The following is a 22,653-nucleotide window of genomic DNA, read 5'->3' as shown; positions in this document are numbered from 1 at the left end:
GCAATGAGAGCTCATCGGCATATCATTGCTCTGGTCTGGAGTCTGGCCGCTTCGGCTGACGAGAGTCCGGATTTTATTTTCCCGGTGGCTTGTCGATATGGTGTTGATTGCTTTATCCAGAACTATGTTGATCATGACCCCACTGCTGGCTTCAGCGACTACCAGTGCCGTCAGCAAACCTATGACGGCCACTCTGGTACCGACATCAGGCTGGTCAACCTGCCTCAAATGGATAAGGGCGTTCCTGTGCTGGCAGCAGCCAATGGCAAGGTTGTCGCGACACGAGATGGCATTACAGATACTTATCTGGACCCGGCAAGACGTGAGGAAATAAAACAGATCGGTCTGGGTAATGCCGTTGTTATCCAGCATCGGGACGGCTGGCGCACAATTTATGGCCACCTGAAAAAAGACAGTCTGACCATCAAAAAAGGTGACCGGGTTATCCAGGGACAGCCACTGGGTGAAATCGGCCTGTCCGGATTAACCGAATTTCCCCATGTTCATTTTCAGGTGACACATCACAATAAGACGATCGACCCGTTCATAGGAAAACCGGACAGAGGCAAATGTGGGGATACCCTCAACAGTCAGTGGCTCGGGATCGCAGGCAACAAGGTAGCCTACTTCCCGGGTCGGCTGTTGGATCATGGTTTCAGTCATACCCCCCCGGACAACTACCAGGCGATTGAAACCGGAAATTTTAATGACGGTTCGGGTGACAAAAACCCGCGCCTGTTTTTTTGGGTTCGATTCATCGGGCTGTCAATGGGTGATCAGGTAACATTGAGTTTCGTTGCACCCAATGGCGAACTGATCAGGCAGCATACCTTCCCGAAGCTGAAATCAGGCAAGGCACAGCAATTTTATTACATCGGCATTAATAATCCGGCTATCCAACCGGGTCAAGCGGGTCGCTGGCAGGGAAAAGTCAGACTGAAACGCACCTCGCTCCCTCCCATTAAAAGGGCTTTTGATTATGCAGTCGGTGCTGATGATGTTGCTGACCGCTGATAATTCAGCTCTTTCAGCACTCGACTGCGACTGTCGTCACCGATAATACGACCTTCGGATATCACGATAATCCGGTCCACCAATTGCAGCAGGTTTTGCCGGTGCGTGATAAGAATCAGTGTCTGGTCGTCCTTCAGGATGCCCGGAAGACGCTGACAGAATAGTGTTTCGTTATAATTGTCATAGGCACTGGTTGGTTCATCAAGGATCAGTAAACGACTCTGACGCACTAGCGCACGAGCCAGGCAAAGCGCCTGTCGTTGACCACCGGAGAGATTCTCGCCCCGTTCCATGATTTCATGGGCGTAGCCCCGGGAGCACTTCTGAACAAATCCATCCAGACAAGCCCCATGACAGGCTTCGTCCAGCTTTTTAGTAGATGCTGCACGCTGTCCGAGCATCAGGTTACTTTTCAGTGTTCCGGCGAACACACTAGGCTTCTGCGGTGCCACAGCATAATGGCTGCGGTAATGATCCAGGTTAAGATGCTGCAGATTGCGACCGTCGATCATAACATTACCTTCAGTCGGCTCCACCAGTCCCTGAATCATGCGGATGAGCGTACTCTTCCCTGAGCCGGAAGCCCCCAGTATCGCGACTCGTTCCCCCGGCTCGATCTTCAGACTGATATTTTTCAAAATCTCTGGTTCTGTGGCTTTATATCGATAGGACACTTTATCGAATTCAATCAGTCCTTTCAGGGTTGGAACATTGAGTTTATCGTTGAGGTCATCCTCTCCTGCCAGACCTAACAGTTCGTTAATCTCTTTTAGCGCCTTGATGGAGAAGCTCAGGCGATTCACTGCCATGGCCAGACTCATCAATGGCGCAACAGCCCTGCTTCCAAGAATAATGCAGGCAAACAGGGAGCCAGAAGAAAGGTTACCGCTATGTATCTGGAATACACCCACAATAAGCATACCGATGACCACACTCTGGCTGGCACTTGCCACCAGCGTGTTTAGCAAAACATTAGACTGTTTACTGGCCTGCGATGCCCAGGCAGAAAGGGTTACCAGACTTCGCCAGCGCGCCTGAGTCTTGCGTGTTGCACCGAGTGTTTTAATCGCTTCCAGCTCTGAGCTGACTTCATAGAGAAAAGCACTTTTGGCATTATTGGCCCGGGTCAGCTGACTGGCACGATGTCGTGTACTTCGATAACTGTATATCGCAATCGGTATCAGACAGGCCGCAATGCCAAGAGGAATGAGTGCCATGACGCCACTGATCAATCCTATTACCAGTGTAAACAGAATAAAAAATGGCGCATCCAGTAGTGATAACACTATCGTTCCGGACAGAAATTCCTTAACCCGGGCAAAATTTTCCACGGCATGGGTAATGCGACCCGCAGAGTCCGGCAGTTCACTTTGTTTCAACTGAAGAAGACGCCCCATGATGAACTGTTCGCTGCGTTTTTCAATAATCCGGCAGGCGTCATCGACAAAATAAGTGCGAAGCCAGCGCAAGACAAAATCAAAGATAACCACTACCAGCATACCCATCCCCAGAACCAGGAGCGTATCTGTAGCAAAGGTTGGGATGAGTTTATCGAACACCATGTTGGTGAATAACGGTAGCGCCAGAGTCAGCAGATTGACCATCACGGTCGCCAGCAATACCTGGGCGTAGTGAGGTCGGAGTTCGTTCATCTGTGTGCGAAACCAGGAAGGCATCAATAGCTTGCTGGCAGTGGCTTTTTCCTTGTGTTCACTGAAACAGAAAATCGTGCCGGTATAAACCGATGACAATCGCGACAAAGACAGCCATAACCCCAGAGGGTACTTTCGTGACGCCACAAAATACTCACCGTTGCGAATTTCGGTGATAGTCATGAATTTTTTTTTCTTTAACTGAATGATGCAGGGTAAGTCATCTTCTGTAATATCAATGAGTTCGCTGTGTTTTTTCCTCATGTCCAGGCCACAGTAGGCGGCGGCCTGTTTAAGACGCCAATGATCAAACTCCTGACCTTCCCGTGTGAGCGCCTCTAAATCCTCACTGACAACATCGGCACCCATATAATGGCAAACGCTGAGGAAACAATCTTTGAGGTGAAATTTAAGCATACGAGGCGCTCTTTTATTTATCCTGGCGCCCTCTGAACCTACTGGCCTGAATCCATCAGAGGAAGTTGACTGTTATGGTATTGCTACTGTTGTCATGGTAAATGTGCTGACTGGCATCACTGGTATCACTGCTGGTCGAATCATTCACAGTAATACCATCACTGCTATCAACATCAATGGTCAGGCTGTTACTTCCGGAAAGTGCACCGACATCATCCATTGAGATAGTGATGGTATCGGCACTTCCTCCGTTGAAATCAATTTTTTCAAAATTATCGATAAGGCTGGTGTAATTACCCAGATCCCAACTGCCACCGTTATTAAGACTGAGCGTGTCGCTGTCAGCTCCACCATCTACCTGTGTGGCGCTGTTTTGCAGGGCTGCCAGATCAATATTGAGAGTGTCGTCACCAGCTCCGCCAATAAGCTGATCAGCAGCAAAGCCCGTTAGGGTGTCGTTACCCGCATTACCTTCCAGTACGTTAGCTATCGTGCTGGAGGCGGTGAGATTATCTCCACTGCTGGAGCCCAGCACCTTCTCGATACTGGTCAGGGTGTCGTTACTGCCGCCACCGTCGGTGGCCACGCCAGTGTCCAGGTTAACCGTGACGCCGCTGGATTCACTGCTGTAATCAACAGTATCCTCATCGTCCCCGCCGTTCAGTATGTCGGCCCCGGCACCACCCTCCAGAATATCGTTGCCGGAACCGGCAATGAGAGTATCGCTTCCGTTTCCACCCCGGAGTGTGTCATTACCGCTACCACTGTTCAGAATATTGTTGGCGCTGTCACCAATCAGGGTATCGTTGCCGTGGTCGGTAGTGACATTCTCAAAACCCTTGACCTTGTCATTACCGGTAGAGGCTCCGCCACCATAACTTTTGTTGACTGTGATGTAACCATCAGCATCTGCAGTGGCAGAGAGGTCGACAGTAATATCATCCGGTGTGTCACCAGGTCCGGTGACGTTACCCACCATATCCAGCGTATCGCCCGCCGCAGTATTAGCTCCGCCATCTAATTTATCGTTTCCGAAGCCACCGTGGATGATGTCATCGCCAGCGCCACCCGTAATGGTGTCATCGTCCTGATTACCGTTAATGTTGTCGTCGCCGTCTCCCCCGTTAATGGTGTCAGCACCCGCACCACCGAAAATAGTATCTCCTCCATCTCCCCCGTTGATGGTGTTGGCTGACGCATCACCATACAGCTGGTCGCCTAATGCATTGTCGGAGCCAGTAATGTTTTCGATATCTGTCAACGTATCGATGCCACCGCTACCATCTGTGGCATTTCCTCCTGTTAAATTAACAAAAACTGCACCTGAATCCTGACTGTAATCAACAGTATCAATGTCATCACCGCCATCAAGCATATCAGCACCGGCACCACCGCGAAGCGTGTCATCACCGGCACCACCATCAAGGTCGTTGCTGGCAGTGTTACCGATGAGCAAATCGTCCCCGCTACCGCCAATAATATTTTCGATCTCACGAAGGGTGTCCGTGCCCGCAGAAGTGGTGGCTGTACCGTCGTTGCCGGTTTCGGCCAGAGTGACAATGACACCGCCAGTATCCGCCGAGTAATCCACGGTGTCAGTATCTGTCCCGCCATCCAGAATATCGTTGCCACCGCTGCCATAGAATATATCGTTGCCACCAGCACCACTGAGACTATTGCTGTTGCTGTCACCGGTCATGGTATCGATAAAAGCAGTACCAACGACATTTTCCACATTACGGACAGTATCGGTATTACCACCCTTGGCTACTGAGCCATCAGATGCGCCAGCCAGAGTGACGGTCACACCACTGCTGTTAGTACTGTAGTTGATAGTATCCGTGCCGCTGCCACCATCCAGAATGTCGGTACCATTACTTGAGTGGATCGTGTCATTCTGATCACCGGCGTTAATGGTATTGTCCTCATCATCACCCGTGATGGTATCGGCGCCATCTGTGGCAATAATATTTTCGATGTTGCGAAGAGTGTCTGTATCAGTGCCATCATTGACGGTACCGTTAGCGCTGCCATTGAGCACAACCGTGATACCGGAATTAGCATGACGACTGTAATCCGCAGTATCAGAACCTGTGCCACCATCGAGAGTGTCTGTCCCGGTGCCTGCTTCCAGAATATCGTCGCCAGCCATACCATTGAGGGTATTATTGCCACTGTCTCCGATCAGGGTATCGGCGTTACCGGAGCCAGTGGCATTTTCAATATTTTTGAGCGTGTCAGTATCACTACCATGAACAGAAGTGCCGTTGGCAGAACCGTTAAGAGTGATGGTTAAACCACTACCAGAGTTGTTGAAGTGGGATGTGTTGTAATCCACCGTGTCACTGTCGCCACCACCATCAAGAGTATCGTTACCATCACTGCCATAAATGGTGTCTGCGCCGGTACCCGCATTGATCGAATTGCTGACACTGCTGCCGGTCAGTGCGTCGTTTTGACTACTGCCAATAATATTTTCAATATTCTTCAAGGTATCGGTGCCCTGATCAACGCTACTGCCTGTCTCACTGGTCAGATTAGCGGTCACGCCACTGGTAGCGCCACTGTAATCAACCGTATCACCCAGACTGCTGTGAGTTCCTCCCTCCAGCACATCATTACCGGCACCACCGATCAGTATGTCGTCTCCCGAGCTGCCATCGAGGGTATTATCGCCACTGTCACCTGTCAGCGTATCGTCGGAGAAACTGCCGGTAATATTTTCGATCTCGTAAAGGTTATCGGTGCCATTGCCGGTGGCTATGCCAGTGCTCAGATTGACATTAACCGCACCACCGTCAGCGTAGCTGACCGTATCATTACCGGTACCCCCATATATGTCATCGTCACCGGCGTTGCCTTGCAGCGTGTCTGCACCACTGTCACCATAGAGAGTATCGTTGCCAAAACCACCTTTCAGAAGATCAGCATCCCCCCCTCCACGCAGAATATTGGCCAAAGCATTGCCGGTAATATCATCGGCCTGACCACCTCCGGTAACGTCTTCAATCCCGGTGATACTGCTATCGGATGAGCCATAACCATCCTGAGTGGCGCTTCCATTACCTAGGTTAAGGTTAATGGTGTGGGTTGCCATGCTCAGGTCAAGCAGGTCATTATTACCACTGCCACCGTCAATAGTGTCATCGCCCAGACCACCATTGATGGTGTCATTATCAGCACCACCTTGCAGCGTATCATCACCGGCACCACCCTCAATCGTGTCCTGACCCATATTGCCTTGCAATACATTGGTGTCGCCGTTACCGGTGAGAATGTCGTCACCACTGCCTCCGACCACACTTTCAATACCGGACAGGGTGTCTGTCACCGCGCTGACGGTTGCCGTCTGTAAAACACTGGACAGATCTACGGTGACTGCCGAGCTTTCACTGGCATAGTCAACGGTATCATTGTCTCCGACCTCTTCACCGCCATCCAGCGTATCGGCACCGGCACCGCCCGTCAGATAATCATTGCCGTCACCGCCTTCCAGATGATCCGCACCATCACTACCGGACAAGGTATCATTATCGCCATTACCCACCAGGTGATTGGCGTTGGCGTCCCCTGTCAGGTCGTCAGAATGGGCACCACCACGGATATTTTCAATATTTACGAGAGTATCGCTGAAACCCTGGCCATCTTCGGCATTGGTGCCAACCAGGTCGCTGAGATCAGCGGTAACATCACCGATAGCGTCGCTGTAATCGGCCCAGTCCGCTGTGCCGACACCACCGTCGAGACTGTCATTACCAGCTCCGCCAACCAGGGTGTCATCACCGGAATCCCCGTTCAGCGTGTCGCCTCCCGCTCCTCCTCGCAGGGTATCGTCATTATCACCGCCGTTAAGGGTATCAATGCCATCCCCTCCTTCAAGCACATCATCACCAGCGTCACCGTTGAGCTGATCAGCACCGGCCTCTCCACGCAGCGTGTCATTGTTGTCACCACCGTGGAGGGTATCGTCATCGGCGCCACCTTCGAGGGTATCGTCGTCATTCCCCCCCTCCAGGGTATCATTGCCGACACCGCCAAAGAGCTGATCCTGACCGGCATCGCCACGCAACGTATCATTGCCTGCCTCGCCATAGAGGGTGTCATTTTCCGTACCCCCTTCAAGGGTATCTGCTCCGGCACCACCATACAGCGTGTCCTGACCGGCATCTCCGTAGAGCAGGTCATCGTTGTCATGGCCCTCCAGCCTGTCATTGCCGCTACCGCCATGGAACTGATCGACTCCAGTGCTTCCGGTCAGCACATTATCATCGGCACTACCCGTGACGACGCCACCGTTAGCGCCAAGCGTAACATTCTCAATATTGGTAATACTGGAGTCGCTGGTACCATAGCCATCGTTGGTTGCCGTACCGGCCTGAAGATCAATATTGACCGCTTGTGTTGCCCCGGTTAATAACAGGGTATCGGTTCCTGCCCCACCGTTGATGGAGTCATCACCGCCGCCCCCATCAAGAGTGTCATCACCGTCTTCACCCCAGAGCGTGTCATTCTCGGTTCCACCTGAAAGAGTATCCTGACCTGTGCCACCCTTGAGGAAATCTTCACCCTGACCCCCTGTCAGGATGTCGTTATCGGCATTACCCTCGATATCATCGTTATCCGCATCACCGTCAATGGTATCGTTGCCATCACCGCCAACCAGCTCATCATCGCCACCGCCACCTGAGAGGCTGTCATCGCCGCCGCCCCCTTCAAACCGGTGGCTGTCAGCATTGCCGGTCATGCTGTCGTTGTTGGAAGTACCGATAATAGTTTCAATATTAAGCAGCGTGTCCTGACCACCTTCACCGTCATTACTGACCTGGTTACTGCCCAGGTTCATATCAACAGTGATTGCCGACTTGCCGCTGTAATCGGCGGTATCACCATTGCTGGAATGACTGCCTCCATCCAAGGTATCGTCACCGGTTCCACCATAAAGAGTGTCATCCCCGGCATCGCCATTAAGAGTGTCATTGCCAGCATCGCCGAAGAGGGTATCGTTGTCATCGCCACCACTGACAGTGTCACCATCAGCGTCCCCATGAAGTGTGTCCGCACCGGCACCACCATCAATTATGTCCGCACCATCACCACCATTGACTGTATCTGCTGCACCACCGGCATTAATGGTATCAATACCAGCATTACCATTGAGGGTATTGGCATTGTTATCACCGGTCAGGGTATCGCCATAAGCACTGCCGCTGATGTTCTCTATACCTTCCAGATTGTCGGTATCGGTACCATCGTTAGCTGTTCCGTTACCGTTGGCAGTCAGCGTAGCCGTGACTGCGCTGCCATGGGTACTGTAATCAGCGGTATCACCGTTACTGCTGTGGTTTCCGCCCCTCAGGGTATCGGCACCGGCCTTGCCATAAAGAATGTCATCACCGTCCTGACCATCCAGAATATTGACTTCTGCGGTACCTGTCAGGATGTCATCACCGGAACCACCCAGCACAGATTCAAAATTGGCAATGGTGTCAGTATCGGCCCCGTCCACCACCGAAGACGAACCCAGGTCAACCGTCAGGCCTGTGGTATTGTCAGAATAATCCAGGGTATCGTTATCGCTGGCGCTTTCACCGCCATCGAGAGTGTCACTGCCACTGCCTCCGCTGATGGTGTCATCGCCTTCATCGCCGTTGAGGGTATCGTTTCCACCCCTGCCTTCCAGTTTGTCATTACCTATTCCACCGTCATAACGGTTGTCTCCACTATCACCGATGATATGGTCATCACCCGCACCCAGCACCAGGTCTTCAATGCTGGTCAGGGTATCAACATTGCCACCACCGAGATCGACCTGAAAACTATTTCCGCCTCCTGAGCGGTCAATAGTCAGTGCTCCGGCGAAGGCGCTGTAATCCACCCGGTCATTACCCAGCCCACCATCAAGTGTGTCAGCACCAAGGCCCCCTTCAAGAATGTCGTCACCGTCCTGACCCAGCAACACGTCATCGCCATCACCACCGGTCAGAGTATCGGCGCCATCGCCACCTTCCAGTTGGTTCGCCTGAGTATCACCCTCTATGGTGTCAGCGTTGGCAGAGCCAATAACATTCTCAATGCCTGTGAGTACGTCATTGGCACCATCGCCATCGTCGGTAGCTACTCCATTAAGCAGGTTCACATTGACAGCACTACCGGCATCGCTGTAATCGGCAGTATCAGTGCCAGCGTCGCCGATAAACGTATCAACCCCTCCAGCACCATAAAACGTATCGTTGCCGTTACCGCCGGTGAGTTGGTTACTTTCAGCATCCCCCCGAATCGAATCATCATAAGCAGTGCCAACTACTCTTTCGATATCGATCACTGCATCACGGTTGCCGTAGCCATCATCGGTGGCTTCTTCATTGGCCAGGTCAATGGTCAGGGCTCCGGAGGCGCCGCTGTAATCGGCAGTATCATTCAGGCTGTTATCGGTTGTCTCATCGCCGCCACGCAGGGTATCTGCGCCGTCTCCACCGATCAAGGTATCCGCACCGTCACCGCCATGAAGAGTGTTGGCAAGGTCATTACCGGTTAATGTGTCATCATTACTGCTGCCGGTGAGGTTTTCGATACCCGCCAGAGTATCGATGTCACTGGTGGCGGCATCAGTGGCTGTACCGCTGCCGGCACCGCCACTGGTCAGTGTTACCGTGACAGCACTGCCATGCCCTGTGTAATCTGCCGTATCTCCGGCACCCTGACCACCATCAAGGGTGTCGTTGCCAGCACCGCCTCGCAGGGTATCATCACCCGCATCACCTATGAGCTGATCAGCACCGCCACTGCCACTGAGGGTATCGTTACCGGCATTGCCACGAATCGTATTGTCGGCATTATCACCGGTCAGCGTGTCGTCGTTACTGCCGCCAGAAAGGTTTTCAATATTAGAGAGGGTGTCCTGGCCACTTTGGCCATCGTTGTTTTGTGACTGATCAAGAAGGTTGATGGTGACAGACTGAGTCTGAGCACTGTAATCTGCGGTATCAGTCCCGGCATCACCCTGCAGATTGTCATTACCTGAACCACCGATCAGCGTATCGTCGCCATTACCGCCTCTGAGGGTGTCGTCAAGATCTCCCCCATCGAGGGTATCATTACCCTCCTGCCCTTCCAGAGTATCGGCGCCTCCCAGTCCATTCAGGGTATCGTTATCATCTCCCCCCCAGAGAACATTACTGATGCTGTCGCCGGTCAGCGAATCGGCATGGTCACCGCCCATCAGGTTTTCAATGGACTGGAGAGTATCCTGACCGCCCAGAGTATCATTGATCGGAGCGCCAGCAGAAAGATCAATCGTCAGGCTGGATACAGCGTCCCGATAATCCGCCGTGTCACTGCCAAGATTACCGGTAAGGGTGTCGTTGCCAGAGCCGCCAGACAGAGTATCATCGCCTGCCCCGCCATCAAGCGTATTGTTGGCAGAATCACCGGTCAGAGTGTCGTTACCGGAGCCACTGACGATATTCTCAACATCAACAAGACTGTCCCGATCACCATGACCATCATTATTATTGGTATCGTCTGCCAGATTAATCAGGACGTTATTGGTCTGGTAGCTGTAGTCGGCGGTATCCGTGCCACCACCGCCTCTGAGGGTATCATTGCCAGCTTCACCCACCAGCCAGTCATCACCATCGCCACCATCCAGTTCATTAACTTCGCTGCTTCCGGTAATGGTATCGTTATTGTCAGTTCCGACGATATTTTCAATATCAACCAGGGTATCAACATCTGAATTGCCGCCACTGAATACGGCAGACCCCGAACCTGAGCCACCATCAAGATCAACCGTCAGCTCAACACCTGATACCGAGCTGTAATCCACCGTATCAATACCCAAGCCACCATCGATGGTATCGCTGCCTGCACCTTCGTAGAAGGTATCTGCGCCGTCATCACCAAACAGCTGGTCATTACCGGCATTGCCAGTAATACTGTCATCACCCGCTCCACCTTCTATGCGGTTGACGTCGCCATCGCCGATAAGAGTGTCATTGTGATCACCGGACAAGATATTTTCGATATCATTAAACGTGTCTGTGAGGATACCCTGCTCTTTGGCTCGGTTTGCGGAGAGGTCCACTTCAACGGCTGCGGTGGCATCAGTGTAATCCACTGTGTCAGTACCCAAACCGCCATCCAGTAAGTCGGTTCCTGCACCACCCCGCAAGATGTCATCCTTATTACCACCGTAGAGCTGGTCATCACCATCGGCCCCACTGAGGGTATCGGTGCCGTCGTTGCCGTAAAATTCATTGTTATGACTATCGCCTGTGGCGACATCATTTCCTGCACCAAGCTGGATAATCTCGATATTGCTCAGGGTATCACTGCCTCCCAGACCATCATCGTTAATAGCCTGGTTGGCCAGATCAATAACAACGGCCTGGGCATTGGTATTTGCGGAATAATCAACGGTGTCGGTATCATCACCGCCATCAAGTGTGTCATCGCCCGCAGCACCGGTCAGCGTATCGTTCCCCGAACCACCGGATAGCTGGTTATCTGCGCTACTCCCTGTAAGGGTATCCGCCGCATCAGAACCAATGATGTTCTCAATATTACGAAGCGTATCGGTGTCAGATCCCGACACAGCCGAGCCGTCCCCTCCCAGAACCAGTGTTGCCTGAACTGACTGACCTGAACCCAGCAAGCTGTAATCCACAGTATCAATATCATCGCCGCCATCGATAATGTCGCTGCCACCCCCCTCAATAAACACGTCATTGCCGGTTCCGCCTTCGAGAGAATCGGCACCATCGCCACCGGTCAAAGTATCATTGCCGACATTCCCCCTGAGGGTATTGGCATCCGCTGTCCCGGTCAGTGTATCGTCACCGCTGCCAGTAATGACCGCTTCAAAATTGCTGATGGTATCGGTATTGTTGGAGCCGGCGTTAACCGTGGAGTTGTTCAGGTCTACGGTCAGGTTATTGGTGTGGTCAGTGTAATCCAGAGTGTCAAAATCAGCGCCACCATCCAGATCATCGTTTCCGGCACCTCCGCTGATCGTGTCATTGTCATCCTCGCCACGAATGGTGTCGCTACCGTCACCGCCGAAAATAGTGTCGTTCTGGTTACCACCATAGAGCGTATCGTCTGCACCTTCACCATAGAGGATGTCGATGCCGTCCAGCCCCTCCAGAACATTAGCTGCACTGTCTCCGGTCAGTGTGTCATCGTGGTTGCTGCCCTTGATATCCTCAATGCCATTCAGAGTGTCATTACCATTGGCGCCCGATGCATTGCCTGTGGTCAGGTTAACGGTGACACCAGCCGAGGCATCATCATAATCTGCCCGGTCAGTCGTACCAGCATCATCGCCACCAATCAATACATCATCACCCAGGCCGCCCCTGAGAACATCGCTTCCTTCACGACCTTCCAGCCGATTATTCTGGTTATCACCCGCCAGGTTATCGCCGAGCGTACCACCAATAAGGTTCTCAATACTGTCCAGAGTATCCTGACCACCATCGCCATCGTCGGAGACCTGCTTATTTAACAGACTGGCAGTGACGCTGCCGGTGACTCCGCTGTAATCAGCGGTATCGCTCCCGTTGCCCCCTTTCAGCGCGTCGTTACCGCTATCACCACGCAGGGTATCGTCGTTATTGCCGCCTTCGAGAGTATCCGCCCCGCCTCCGCCAGACAGGATGTCGCTGCCATCCAGCCCGCTCAGAATATTATTCTGGTTATCTCCCGTCAGTGTGTCGTTATTCAGGCTGCCTGTAACATTCTCAACGCTGTCCAGGGTATCGCTGGAAGAATCACCGTCGTCAGAAGTCTGGTTCGAGGCTGCGGAAAGATCAACCGTCACTCCGGACTGGGCATCACTGTAATCTGCCGTATCGGTACCTATACCACCTATGAGATTGTCAGTGCCAGCCCCACCACTGAGGGTGTCGTTATCCGCCCCCCCTTCCAGAACATCGTTGCCACCCATACCCTTCAGCGTGTCGTCACCGGCACCCCCTTCAAGCTTGTTGGCCTCAGCATCACCGGTCAGGGAGTCTCCGTTGTTACTACCGATCAGGTTCTCAATATCAATCAAATCATCAGAACTGCCATCACCATCATCACTAGCTTGCGAGTTGGACAGGTCAGCTACCACGGCACCAGCAGCACCAATGTAATCCACCGTATCCACATCAGAACCGCCGCTGCCTACCAGCCGATCCTGACCGCCACCGCCTACCAGAATGTCATCGCCGCCGCCCCCGGTCAGCACATTGTCTGCGGCATCCCCCGTGAGCGTATCGTCGGCACTGCCACCGGTGACGTTCTCTATATCCACCAGAGTGTCCTGAGCACCACTACCGTCATCGTTCAGGGACTGGTTCTGAAGATTGATGGTCACCGCCGTATTTCGGGCGCTGTAATCTGCCGTATCCCCTGCCGATTCACCACCACTACCACCATCGAGAGTATCCGCACCATCGCCACCGACCAAGGTGTCATCACCACTTTCACCATAGAGCCGATCAACGCCACCGTTGCCAGTCAGGGTATCGTTGTCCTGACCGCCATGAAGATCATTGGCGTTGTTATCGCCGGTTAAGGTATCGGCCTGATTACTGCCTCGCAGATTTTCAATGCTAATCAGTGTGTCCGTGGCGTCGCCACTCACTGACGCCTGAGGAGTGCCGGAAGACAGGTTGGCATTGACCGAACCAATAGCCGCGCTGAAGTCCGCCGTGTCCGTTTCGGTGCCACCATCAAGGGTATCGCTGCCGAGGCCACCAATGAGAACGTCATTGCCACTGCCCCCCTGAAGGTAGTCATCACCGCTATTGCCGTCGATGGTATCGCTACCACCGCTGCCTGCTATGAGGTTGTCGTGAATATCGCCGGTCAGGGTATCACCCAGCCCGCTGCCTGTGATGTTTTCAATATCGACAAGGGTGTCAGTATCGGCAGTTCCATCGGTGGCAGTACCGCTGTCAAGATCAACCGTTACTGCACGACTATGACTGCTGTAGTCAACCGTATCACCGTTGGTTTCCCCGTTAGCACCGCCATTGAGAGTATCACTGCCACTGCCGCCTTGCAGGGTGTCATCACCCTCGTTACCGAATAGCTGGTCGGCACCGTCATTGCCGCTCAGGGTATCGTTACCATCATTGCCCTGCAGGATATTGACACCGCCGTCACCCGTCAGCGTATCGTAGTGATCACTGCCGTTAATATTCTCAATACTGGTCAGGGTATCGGTGTCGCTGCCAATGGTGACCGTATCGACACTACCGGAAATATCCGCCACCACACTGGCGGACATCAGACTGTAATCAACAGTGTCATTACCGCTACCGCCGTCGAGGCTGTCACTGCCGAGGCCGCCATCAAGGGTATCGTCGCCACCACCGCCTTCCAGAGTGTCATCGCCCGCATCACCAAAGAGCGTGTCGGCATCATTTTCCCCCTGAAGGGTATCGTCGCCATCGCCACCACGCAGCGTATCGTCACCACTGCCCCCCTGAAGCAGGTTGACCTGGCTGTCACCGGTAATACTGTCAGCACTGGCACTGCCGACAATATTCTCGATGCTGTCCAGGGTATCCGTAGCTCCTGAACCGTCGGTGGCATTGGGCGCGGCATCAGCAAGGTTCACAGTAATACCGCTGGCATCATTGCTGTATACGGCGGTATCAATGCCAGCGCCGCCTCGCAACTGGTCGGCACCTGTGCCGCCTTCAAGGCGGTCTGCATCGTCACCGCCTTCCAGGATATCGTCACCCTCATTACCGACCAGGGTATCCTCGCCCGCTTCTCCCCTGAGGGTGTCAGCATCCAATCCCCCGTCCAGTGTGTCGTTGTCGGCACCACCGGCCAGTATGTCCTCTCCCTGCCCCCCCATCAGGGTGTCATCACCACCATTGCCCAGCAGAGTATTGGCATTGTTATCACCGGTCAGCGTGTCGGCAAACTGGCTGCCGGTGATATTTTCAATACTGATCAGGGTATCAGTGGCATCGCCATCAACAATGGCCGTATCGTTTGCGCCTGACAGGTCTGCTGTAACAACCCCCAATGCATCGGTGTAATCCGCTGTATCGCCGTCGCTACCCTCAGTTCCGCCATCCAGTGTATCTGCTCCGGCACCACCGGCCAGAGTATCATCGCCAAGGCCGCCAGCCAGGGTATTAGCATTGGCATCACCGGTCAGGGTGTCCTTAAAGTCACTGCCGGTGACATTTTCAATATTAGTGACGCTATCAGTAGCACCACTGCCATCGGTGGCTTGGTCAGCAGAGAGATCGACTACCACACCCATACCGTCGCTGTTGGTGTCCTGATCAGAAGCGTAACTGAGCGTGTCCACACCCGTGCCACCGTCGATGGTGTCAACTCCCTCTCCTCCTACCAGCGTATCGGAGCCGTCACCGCCCTCAAGGGAATCATCACCCTGTCCGCCTTTCAGACTGTCGTCACCTTCGCCACCCTGCAGCCTGTTGGCAGCCGTGTCACCTGTCAGCACATCATTACCGTCGCTGCCGGTAACATTCTCTATCCCGATCAGGTCATCCTGACCACCACCATCACCGTCATCCGTCGCCTTGCCGATAGACAAATCGACAGTGACTGCACTGGCCGCCAGAGAGTAGTCGGCGGTATCGCCCACCGCCGTGTTGCCCCCACCTTCCAGACGGTCATTGCCTGCCCGTCCTGTCAGGGTGTCATCCCCTGCTCCCCCATAAAGATCATTGACGTTAGCGTCGCCGATGATCACATCGTCGTGGCTGCTACCCCGAATATTATCGATATCGTGGAAGGTATCCTGGCCACCATCACCATCGTCTGTCGCTGTACCGTCCGTCAGGCTCGCGGTTACAGCGGCTGCCGCATCGGTATAATCAACAGTGTTCTCACTGGCACCGTCACTGCCGCCACGGAAGATATCATTGCCGCCCCCACCCACGAGGCTGTCACTGCCCAGACCACCAGACAGCTCATTATCATCGTTATTTCCGGTCAGGCTATCGTCATGGTCGCTGCCAATAACTTTTTCAATGCCACTCAATGTATCCGAGGAACCAAAGCCATCAGACGCAGTGCCAAGGTTCAGGTTCACGGTGACAGCCTGATTACTGGTACCGTAGTCCACCGTGTCAATACCATCACCGCCGACCAGCTCATCGTCATCACGGCCACCCACCAGCAGGTCGTCACCGTCCCCGCCGGTCAAGACATTGGCATCATCATCACCTCTCAGGGTGTCATTGTTGGAGCCGCCGGTAACATTTTCGATGTCGTTCAGGATATCGGTAATGAACCCGCCTTCAGTCACCTTGTTACTCGCCTGTGACAGGTCAACCGTAACAATGCTGGTGTTGTCACTGTAATCCGCCGTGTCACTGCCCGCTCCGCCATTGAGGGTATCTGCACCGGCCCCACCCACCAGGATATCGTTGTCATTACCACCATTGAGGGTGTCATCACCGCCATTACCGAGCAATGTATCTGTACCGGCATTACCACTAAGCACGTTGTCTAATGCGTCACCGGTCAGACTGTCATCGCTGCTGGTACCGGTTAAATTTTCAATGTTCTGCAGAACGTCCTGGCCGCCCTCGCTATCAGTGGCCTGGCCATCAACCAGACTGGCCGTGACACCACTACTGCCATCACTGAAGACAACCGTGTCGCCGGCTACACCATGACTGCCACCATCCAGAATGTCGTTACCCGCACCGCCAGTCAGAGCGTCGTCACCGGCTCCGCCAGAGAGTTCGTTGCCCTGGGAGGAGCTGTCAGTTCCGGTCAGGGTATCGTCACTGCTGCCCCCGATCAGGTTCTCGATATTGCTGTAGGTTTCACTACTACCGCTACCGTCGTTACCGAGGCCAGTCCGAAGGTTAGCAGTGACGCCAACGGAGACTCCGGCATAAGTGACCGTATCCACGTCCGCACCACCATCGAAATTATCCGCCCCGATACCACCAGAAAGCGTGTCATTGCCGTCATCGCCCTTTAGCGTGTCGGCACCTGCACCGCCACTGAGAATGTCATCGCCACCATTGCCGGACAGAACATTGTCACTGCTGTTACCGGTCAGCGTATCGCCATAACTGCTGCTACCTGTTATGTTTTCGATGTTGCGGAGGGTATCGGTTTCCGTTCCACCGGCATCCGTTGCCTGGCCATCACCAGCATCTGCAAGCGTTGCGATAACCGAACGACCGTAGTCGTCATAGGTCACGGTATCAGCGCCGCTTTCTCCATCAAGAACGTCATTACCGGCACCACCGAAGAGCAGGTCGTCACCATCCCCCCCGCTCAGGGTATTGGCATCTGAAGAGCCCCGGATATCGTCATTTTGATCACTGCCAGTGACATTTTCGATGGCGATCAGGGTATCGGTACCGCTATCCCCATCATCCAGAGCCTGGCCAGCAGCCAGATCTACACTGATGCTATTGGCTGCATTGCTGTAATTCGCTTGGTCAGCCGTTCCACTGCCGCCATCAAGAACGTCATCACCGCCACCACCGGCAAGGATATCATCGCCTCCTTCACCTTTAAGCTCATTGTCCCCGGCATCACCACTGATATTATCCTGAGCATTACTGCCCGTTATATTCTCAATGCCATACAACTGATCGCTGCCACCGTCGCCATCATCGCTGGCTGAATTGGCAGCGAGATCAACACTGACCCCTGCCGCTGCCAGTGAATAGCTGACGGTATCCGTGTCCTGACTGCCAGGATTAACTCCCGCAGCTTCTGTCTCTCCATAGAAAGTGTCATTACCGGCACCACCACGGAGCAGGTCGTCACCGGCATTGCCGCTAAGCAGGTTGTTATCGCTATTGCCCACCAGCCTGTCGTTGTTGCTGCCGCCAGTAACATTCTCAATATCAATCAGGGTATCCGTGCTAGCATCAATGCCGTTGGTATTGGTTAATGAGCCATCCAGAGCAACAGTAACAATGCCGGTGCTTGCAGAATAGTCAGCGGTATCACTCCCGGTGCCACCATCCAGTGTGTCGCTGCCTCCCCTGCCAGTGAGCACATCGTCCCCGGCACCGCCCGACAGCTGGTTATCGGAACTGTCCCCCAGCAGGCGGTCATCACTGCTGCCGCCAGTGATATTTTCAATACCTACCAATGTGTCACTGCCACTGAGCGTGCTGCTGGCAATACCGGTATCCAGATCCGCATTCAGATCGGTTGAGTCAGCACTGTAATCGGCTGTATCACCATTGGCTGTCTGGATGCCACCATTGAGAGTGTCATTGCCACTGCCGCCGGTCAGCCGGTCGTCACCATCCCCTCCCAGCAGGGTGTCTTCGCCCCCGCCGCCATTGAGGACATCATCACCGGCATTGCCAGTCAGCGTATTAGCATCACTGTTGCCGGTTAGCTGGTCATCACCGGAACCGCCTATGACATTTTCTATGCCTGAAATAGTGTCCTGGCTGCCAGTACCATCATCAGCCACCACCCCGCTGGCCAGATCAACCTGAAGGCCAATGGCAGCGGCACTGTAATCAACTGTATCGCCATGGGTTTCATTGTCATCCCCACCGATCAGCTGATCTGCTCCGGAGCCACCAATCAGTCTGTCATCACCATCACCGCCGTCGAGTATATCTGTGCCTGCTCCGCCAGACAGTTGATCCTCGCCAGCATTGCCCCGGAGCACATTACTTTCATTACTCGTACCGGCGCTAATAACATCATCACCAGAGCCTCCCAGCACATTCTCAATACTGGTCAGGGTATCAGTGTTATTGAAACCATCATTGCTGGCCGTATCATTTTCCAGGTCAACAACAATATTTCCGGTGACTGTCGTATAGTCAGCCGTATCGCTCTCCGAACCACTGCCACCATCGAAGATATCGCTACCATTTCCGCCCACGAAGGTATCGTTACCGTCGCCACCCTGCAGGTGGTTATTCAGCTCATCGCCGATCAGAACATCATTTCCTGCAGAGCCTGTGACATTTTCAATGTTTTTCAGGGCATCGGTTCCGCCGTCACCGTCGATAGCAGCATTGGCACCAATGCCGTATGAAGCCGTGTGATCTGTGCCGGAAAGGTTCACTATCACCGCTGACGAAGCTTCACTGTAATCGACCCAGTCACCCGTCTGGCCATTAATACCACCATCCAGCGTATCATTACCCCCCCGGCCCATCAGCGTGTCGTCACCACTGCCGCCACTGAGGGTATTTTCAGTTGAAGTTCCTTTCAAAAAATCGTTTCCGGAACCACCGGAAAGGTTCTCAATGGAAATCAACGTGTCCTGTCCCGACGCTGTTACAACGGGGTTCAGGGTGTCATCCAGGTCTACGGTAACGCCGCTGGTCTCGTTGCCATAACTGACGGTATCACTCCCGGCACCACCATCCAGCCTGTTGGTACCCCCACCACCTCCCAGAGTATCATCCCCGTCCAGACCGAATATTTCATTATCCCTGGTATCACCGAGCAGTGTGTCGCCCTGCCCCGTCAGATTGGTACCTTCAATATTTTCAATAGATTGAATAGTATCTGTGCCACCTAGGCCATCATCGGAAATTCGGCCATCGCCGAGGTCAACACTGACGGCACTGGAAAGAGCAGCAAAACTGACCGTATCAACGCCATCACCTCCTCGAAGATCATCGTTTCCGGAACCACCATCCAGGACATCGTTCCCGTCACCGCCTTCAAGAATGTCATTACCGGCGCCCCCGATTAGCGTGTCATCATCAGCACCGCCCTGAAGGGTATCCCGACCATTCCCTCCATCAAGCCTGTCAATGCCGCGACCACTGCTCAGCACATTATCGAGATCATTCCCCGTGAGAGTGTCATTACCATGGTCCGTGGTGATGTTCTCAAACCCAGTGATGGTATCAACACCAGTGAACAGGCCACTCCCATAACTCTTGTTGACCGTAACGGAACCGGTTCCATCCGGTGAGGTACTCAGGTCAATCGTGATATCATCCGGTGTATCGAAAAGGCTGGTTACCGTCCCCACCATATCCAGCGTATCAATGCCTTCACCACCATTGAGGGTATCGTTACCAAAACCACCATGGATGATGTCATCATTGGCACCGCCATCAATAAGGTCGTCACCCTGATTACCGTTTATGTAGTCGTTACCGCTACCACCATTTATGGTGTCCGTTCCGTCACCACCAGAGACAGTGTCGTTGCCATCCATTCCGTTGAGAACGTTTGCCCCAAAATCACCAAAAATCTGGTCATCCCCGGAACTACCGGTAATGTTCTCAATATTGGTCAGGGTGTCTGTATCACCATTGCCGTCGGTGGCGGTCGACCCTGCCAGATCAACCGTGACAGAACCGGTTTCATCACTGTAATCCACCGTATCCGAACCTGCGCCACCGTCCAGGCTGTCTGCGCCGGCGCCACCTTTCAGGATATCGGTACCCGCACCGCCCGATAGATTGTCATCATCAGCCCCACCGTCCAGTACGTCACTTCCGGCACCGCCGAAGAGAGTATCTGTGCCGACACCACCTACCAGAAAGTCATCGCCACTCAAACCGCTAATAACATCATCGCCGGCAAGGCCGCCAAGCGTATTATCACCACTGTTGTCGGCGTCAATGTATTCGCTACCGGTGATGGTATCGTCATGGATTGTGCCGATGACATTCTCAAAATTACTAATGGCATCAGAAGTGCCATAGCCGTCATCAGTCACCGACCCGGAGCCCAGGTCTATTTTGACACCGCTTTCAGGCCCTATCGTATTGGCACCATATTCATAGCTGAACTGAATAGTGTCAGAACCCGCCCCGCCATCGAGCTGATCATCACCCATACCGCCGGAAACAAAATCATCACCACCTGCCGCATCAACAATGTCATCACCAACGCCTGCGTGAATGATGTCATCATTGTCGCCTGTTGTTATATTGTCGCTGGTTGGGCTGGTATCCAGTACCAGGGGGGAAAGTTCCGATGAGGAAAGAGTGAGTTCACCCGGATCGGAGGCATCTCGGCGGATAACAGGGATGACGTATTCATTTTCTGAACCGTCTTTGAGAACCAGTTTAAAGGAAAGATCCACCACCTGACTGTCAGTTTCAGTAGGGTAGGTCAGAATAAAATTGGTCAGACTCGGCAGCAGCCAGCTTCCGTCACCCTCAGTCGCGCCACCGGCAACTCCCCAGCCATCGGGCATATTTTCAACATAAATAGCTGCAATATCATTAATATTTGCATCATTCTGCAGAACCAGATTCTTACTGTTTAATGAGTCAGTAAAAAGTAAGGGATCTTCACCGTAAATTTCCAGGCCACTGTTGTAATTGAGCTGAACATCAGAGTCTCCGTCCAGGCTGCTACCAAAGCGCTCAATCTCAAGATGCTGCTCAGGATCGCTTTGGCTGGTCGAAGAGTTGTTGCCGCCACCACCAATAATGAGCTGACCTGCAGAACTTGAACCGACATTGGTCACCGAAACCGAGAATGTAAGATTACTGGTACCTTCCGTTGTTGAAGCAGCTTCTGTTGGAGTAACTTCTTCAACCGGAGGCGAAGAAGACGAGCTGGTGCTGGTTGCCTGCGCCGTGTCGGTAAAATCATCATCCCGGGGTTCTACCTCTTCTACAGGTTTTTTCTTAAACGCCTCATCATTCTTTTTTATTTCCTTGCTGGCTTTTGATTGAGTCTTTGAATCAGTCGTTTCACTGTATGATGTTTCTTCCGTTTCCTTGCCTGATGGCGTTTCTTCCTCTTCAGATTCACTCTCCTGTCCCTTCAGAGTAGAAACAGGTACATCTTCCGATTCAACAAAACTGGATTTGGAAATGAATTCATCACCACTGATAACTGAGCCATCGGCGAATTTAAATTGAAGTGTTTGCTCTGTTGCAGCCATCACCCCCGCAAGTAACAAGGTGATTTCAACACCATCTGGGAAGACAAGAACAAAGTCAGGCCCCCTGACTTCCAGTTTTACGTCGTCGGAATTAAAGTCTAAAAGATACTGGGTATCAGCTGACACTGATTTGACAACTGATTTTGATGGTTTATCAAATCGAACTTTTTCAAGATTTGTGTCGACGTCTGAATTTAATTCGGAATCACTAGAGGTCTGCGACTGCTGCTCACTACTGGCACTGCTATCATCAGCCATGATTACACCCTTGTGTAATGATGTTAAAAATTATAAATCTTGATAAATATTTATCGTCACAAACAAACAAGCGATCTATCTAAAATACAACCCCTATTAAGTAGGTATAGATAGCTAACTTTATTAATTCAAAAAATAAAAGACAGTCTATTTAACCAATACTTTGAACAGTTTTTTTGACGACTTAAGTACCTGGCCAGTTGGTTTCGCATATTCTGGCGAGTGGATTTTTTCATCCTTCAAGGCGCAACGACGGGCGCGTAGCCATAGCTACGCAACCAGAGTTGGAACGCAGAAGGATGGAAAAAGCCGCCGTCCAGAATATGCGAAACCAACTGGTTAGGTACTTAACATTGATGTGCCGATGCTTGTGACAAGGGTTCGGATGTCATCGCAAATCTGCCGTCTCTCCGAGCTGCCTGAAAGCGCCCTGATCACCAATCCCCAGGCACCACTGAG

Annotated in this window: 3 protein-coding genes; 1 reads left to right on the top strand and 2 read right to left on the bottom strand. The window is 52.8% G+C overall.

Going from position 1 to position 22,653, the window contains the following annotated elements:
* The first annotated feature begins 3 nt into the window (after positions 1-3).
* Positions 4-1,014: a M23 family metallopeptidase gene (locus tag ACOJUO_RS08555; protein WP_422139526.1), complete on the top strand. Its 1,011-nt coding sequence runs from the start codon at positions 4-6 to the stop codon at positions 1,012-1,014.
* Here ACOJUO_RS08555 and ACOJUO_RS08550 read toward each other — a convergent pair.
* Positions 978-3,083 (bottom strand): peptidase domain-containing ABC transporter, encoded by a 2,106-nt coding sequence (locus tag ACOJUO_RS08550; protein ID WP_422139525.1) that lies wholly within the window; start codon positions 3,081-3,083, stop codon positions 978-980. The genes ACOJUO_RS08555 and ACOJUO_RS08550 overlap by 37 nt on opposite strands.
* Positions 3,084-3,138: 55 nt before the next feature.
* Complete coding sequence (locus ACOJUO_RS08545; protein ID WP_422139524.1) at positions 3,139-22,194, bottom strand: hypothetical protein; 19,056 nt, start codon at positions 22,192-22,194, stop codon at positions 3,139-3,141.
* Between the last annotated feature and the right edge of the window lie 459 nt (positions 22,195-22,653).

Origin of the sequence: Endozoicomonas sp. ALC020 (assembly GCF_049275935.1) — a bacterium.
Classification (GTDB): domain Bacteria; phylum Pseudomonadota; class Gammaproteobacteria; order Pseudomonadales; family Endozoicomonadaceae; genus Endozoicomonas_A.
This window is presented reverse-complemented; position numbering and strand designations above follow the sequence as displayed.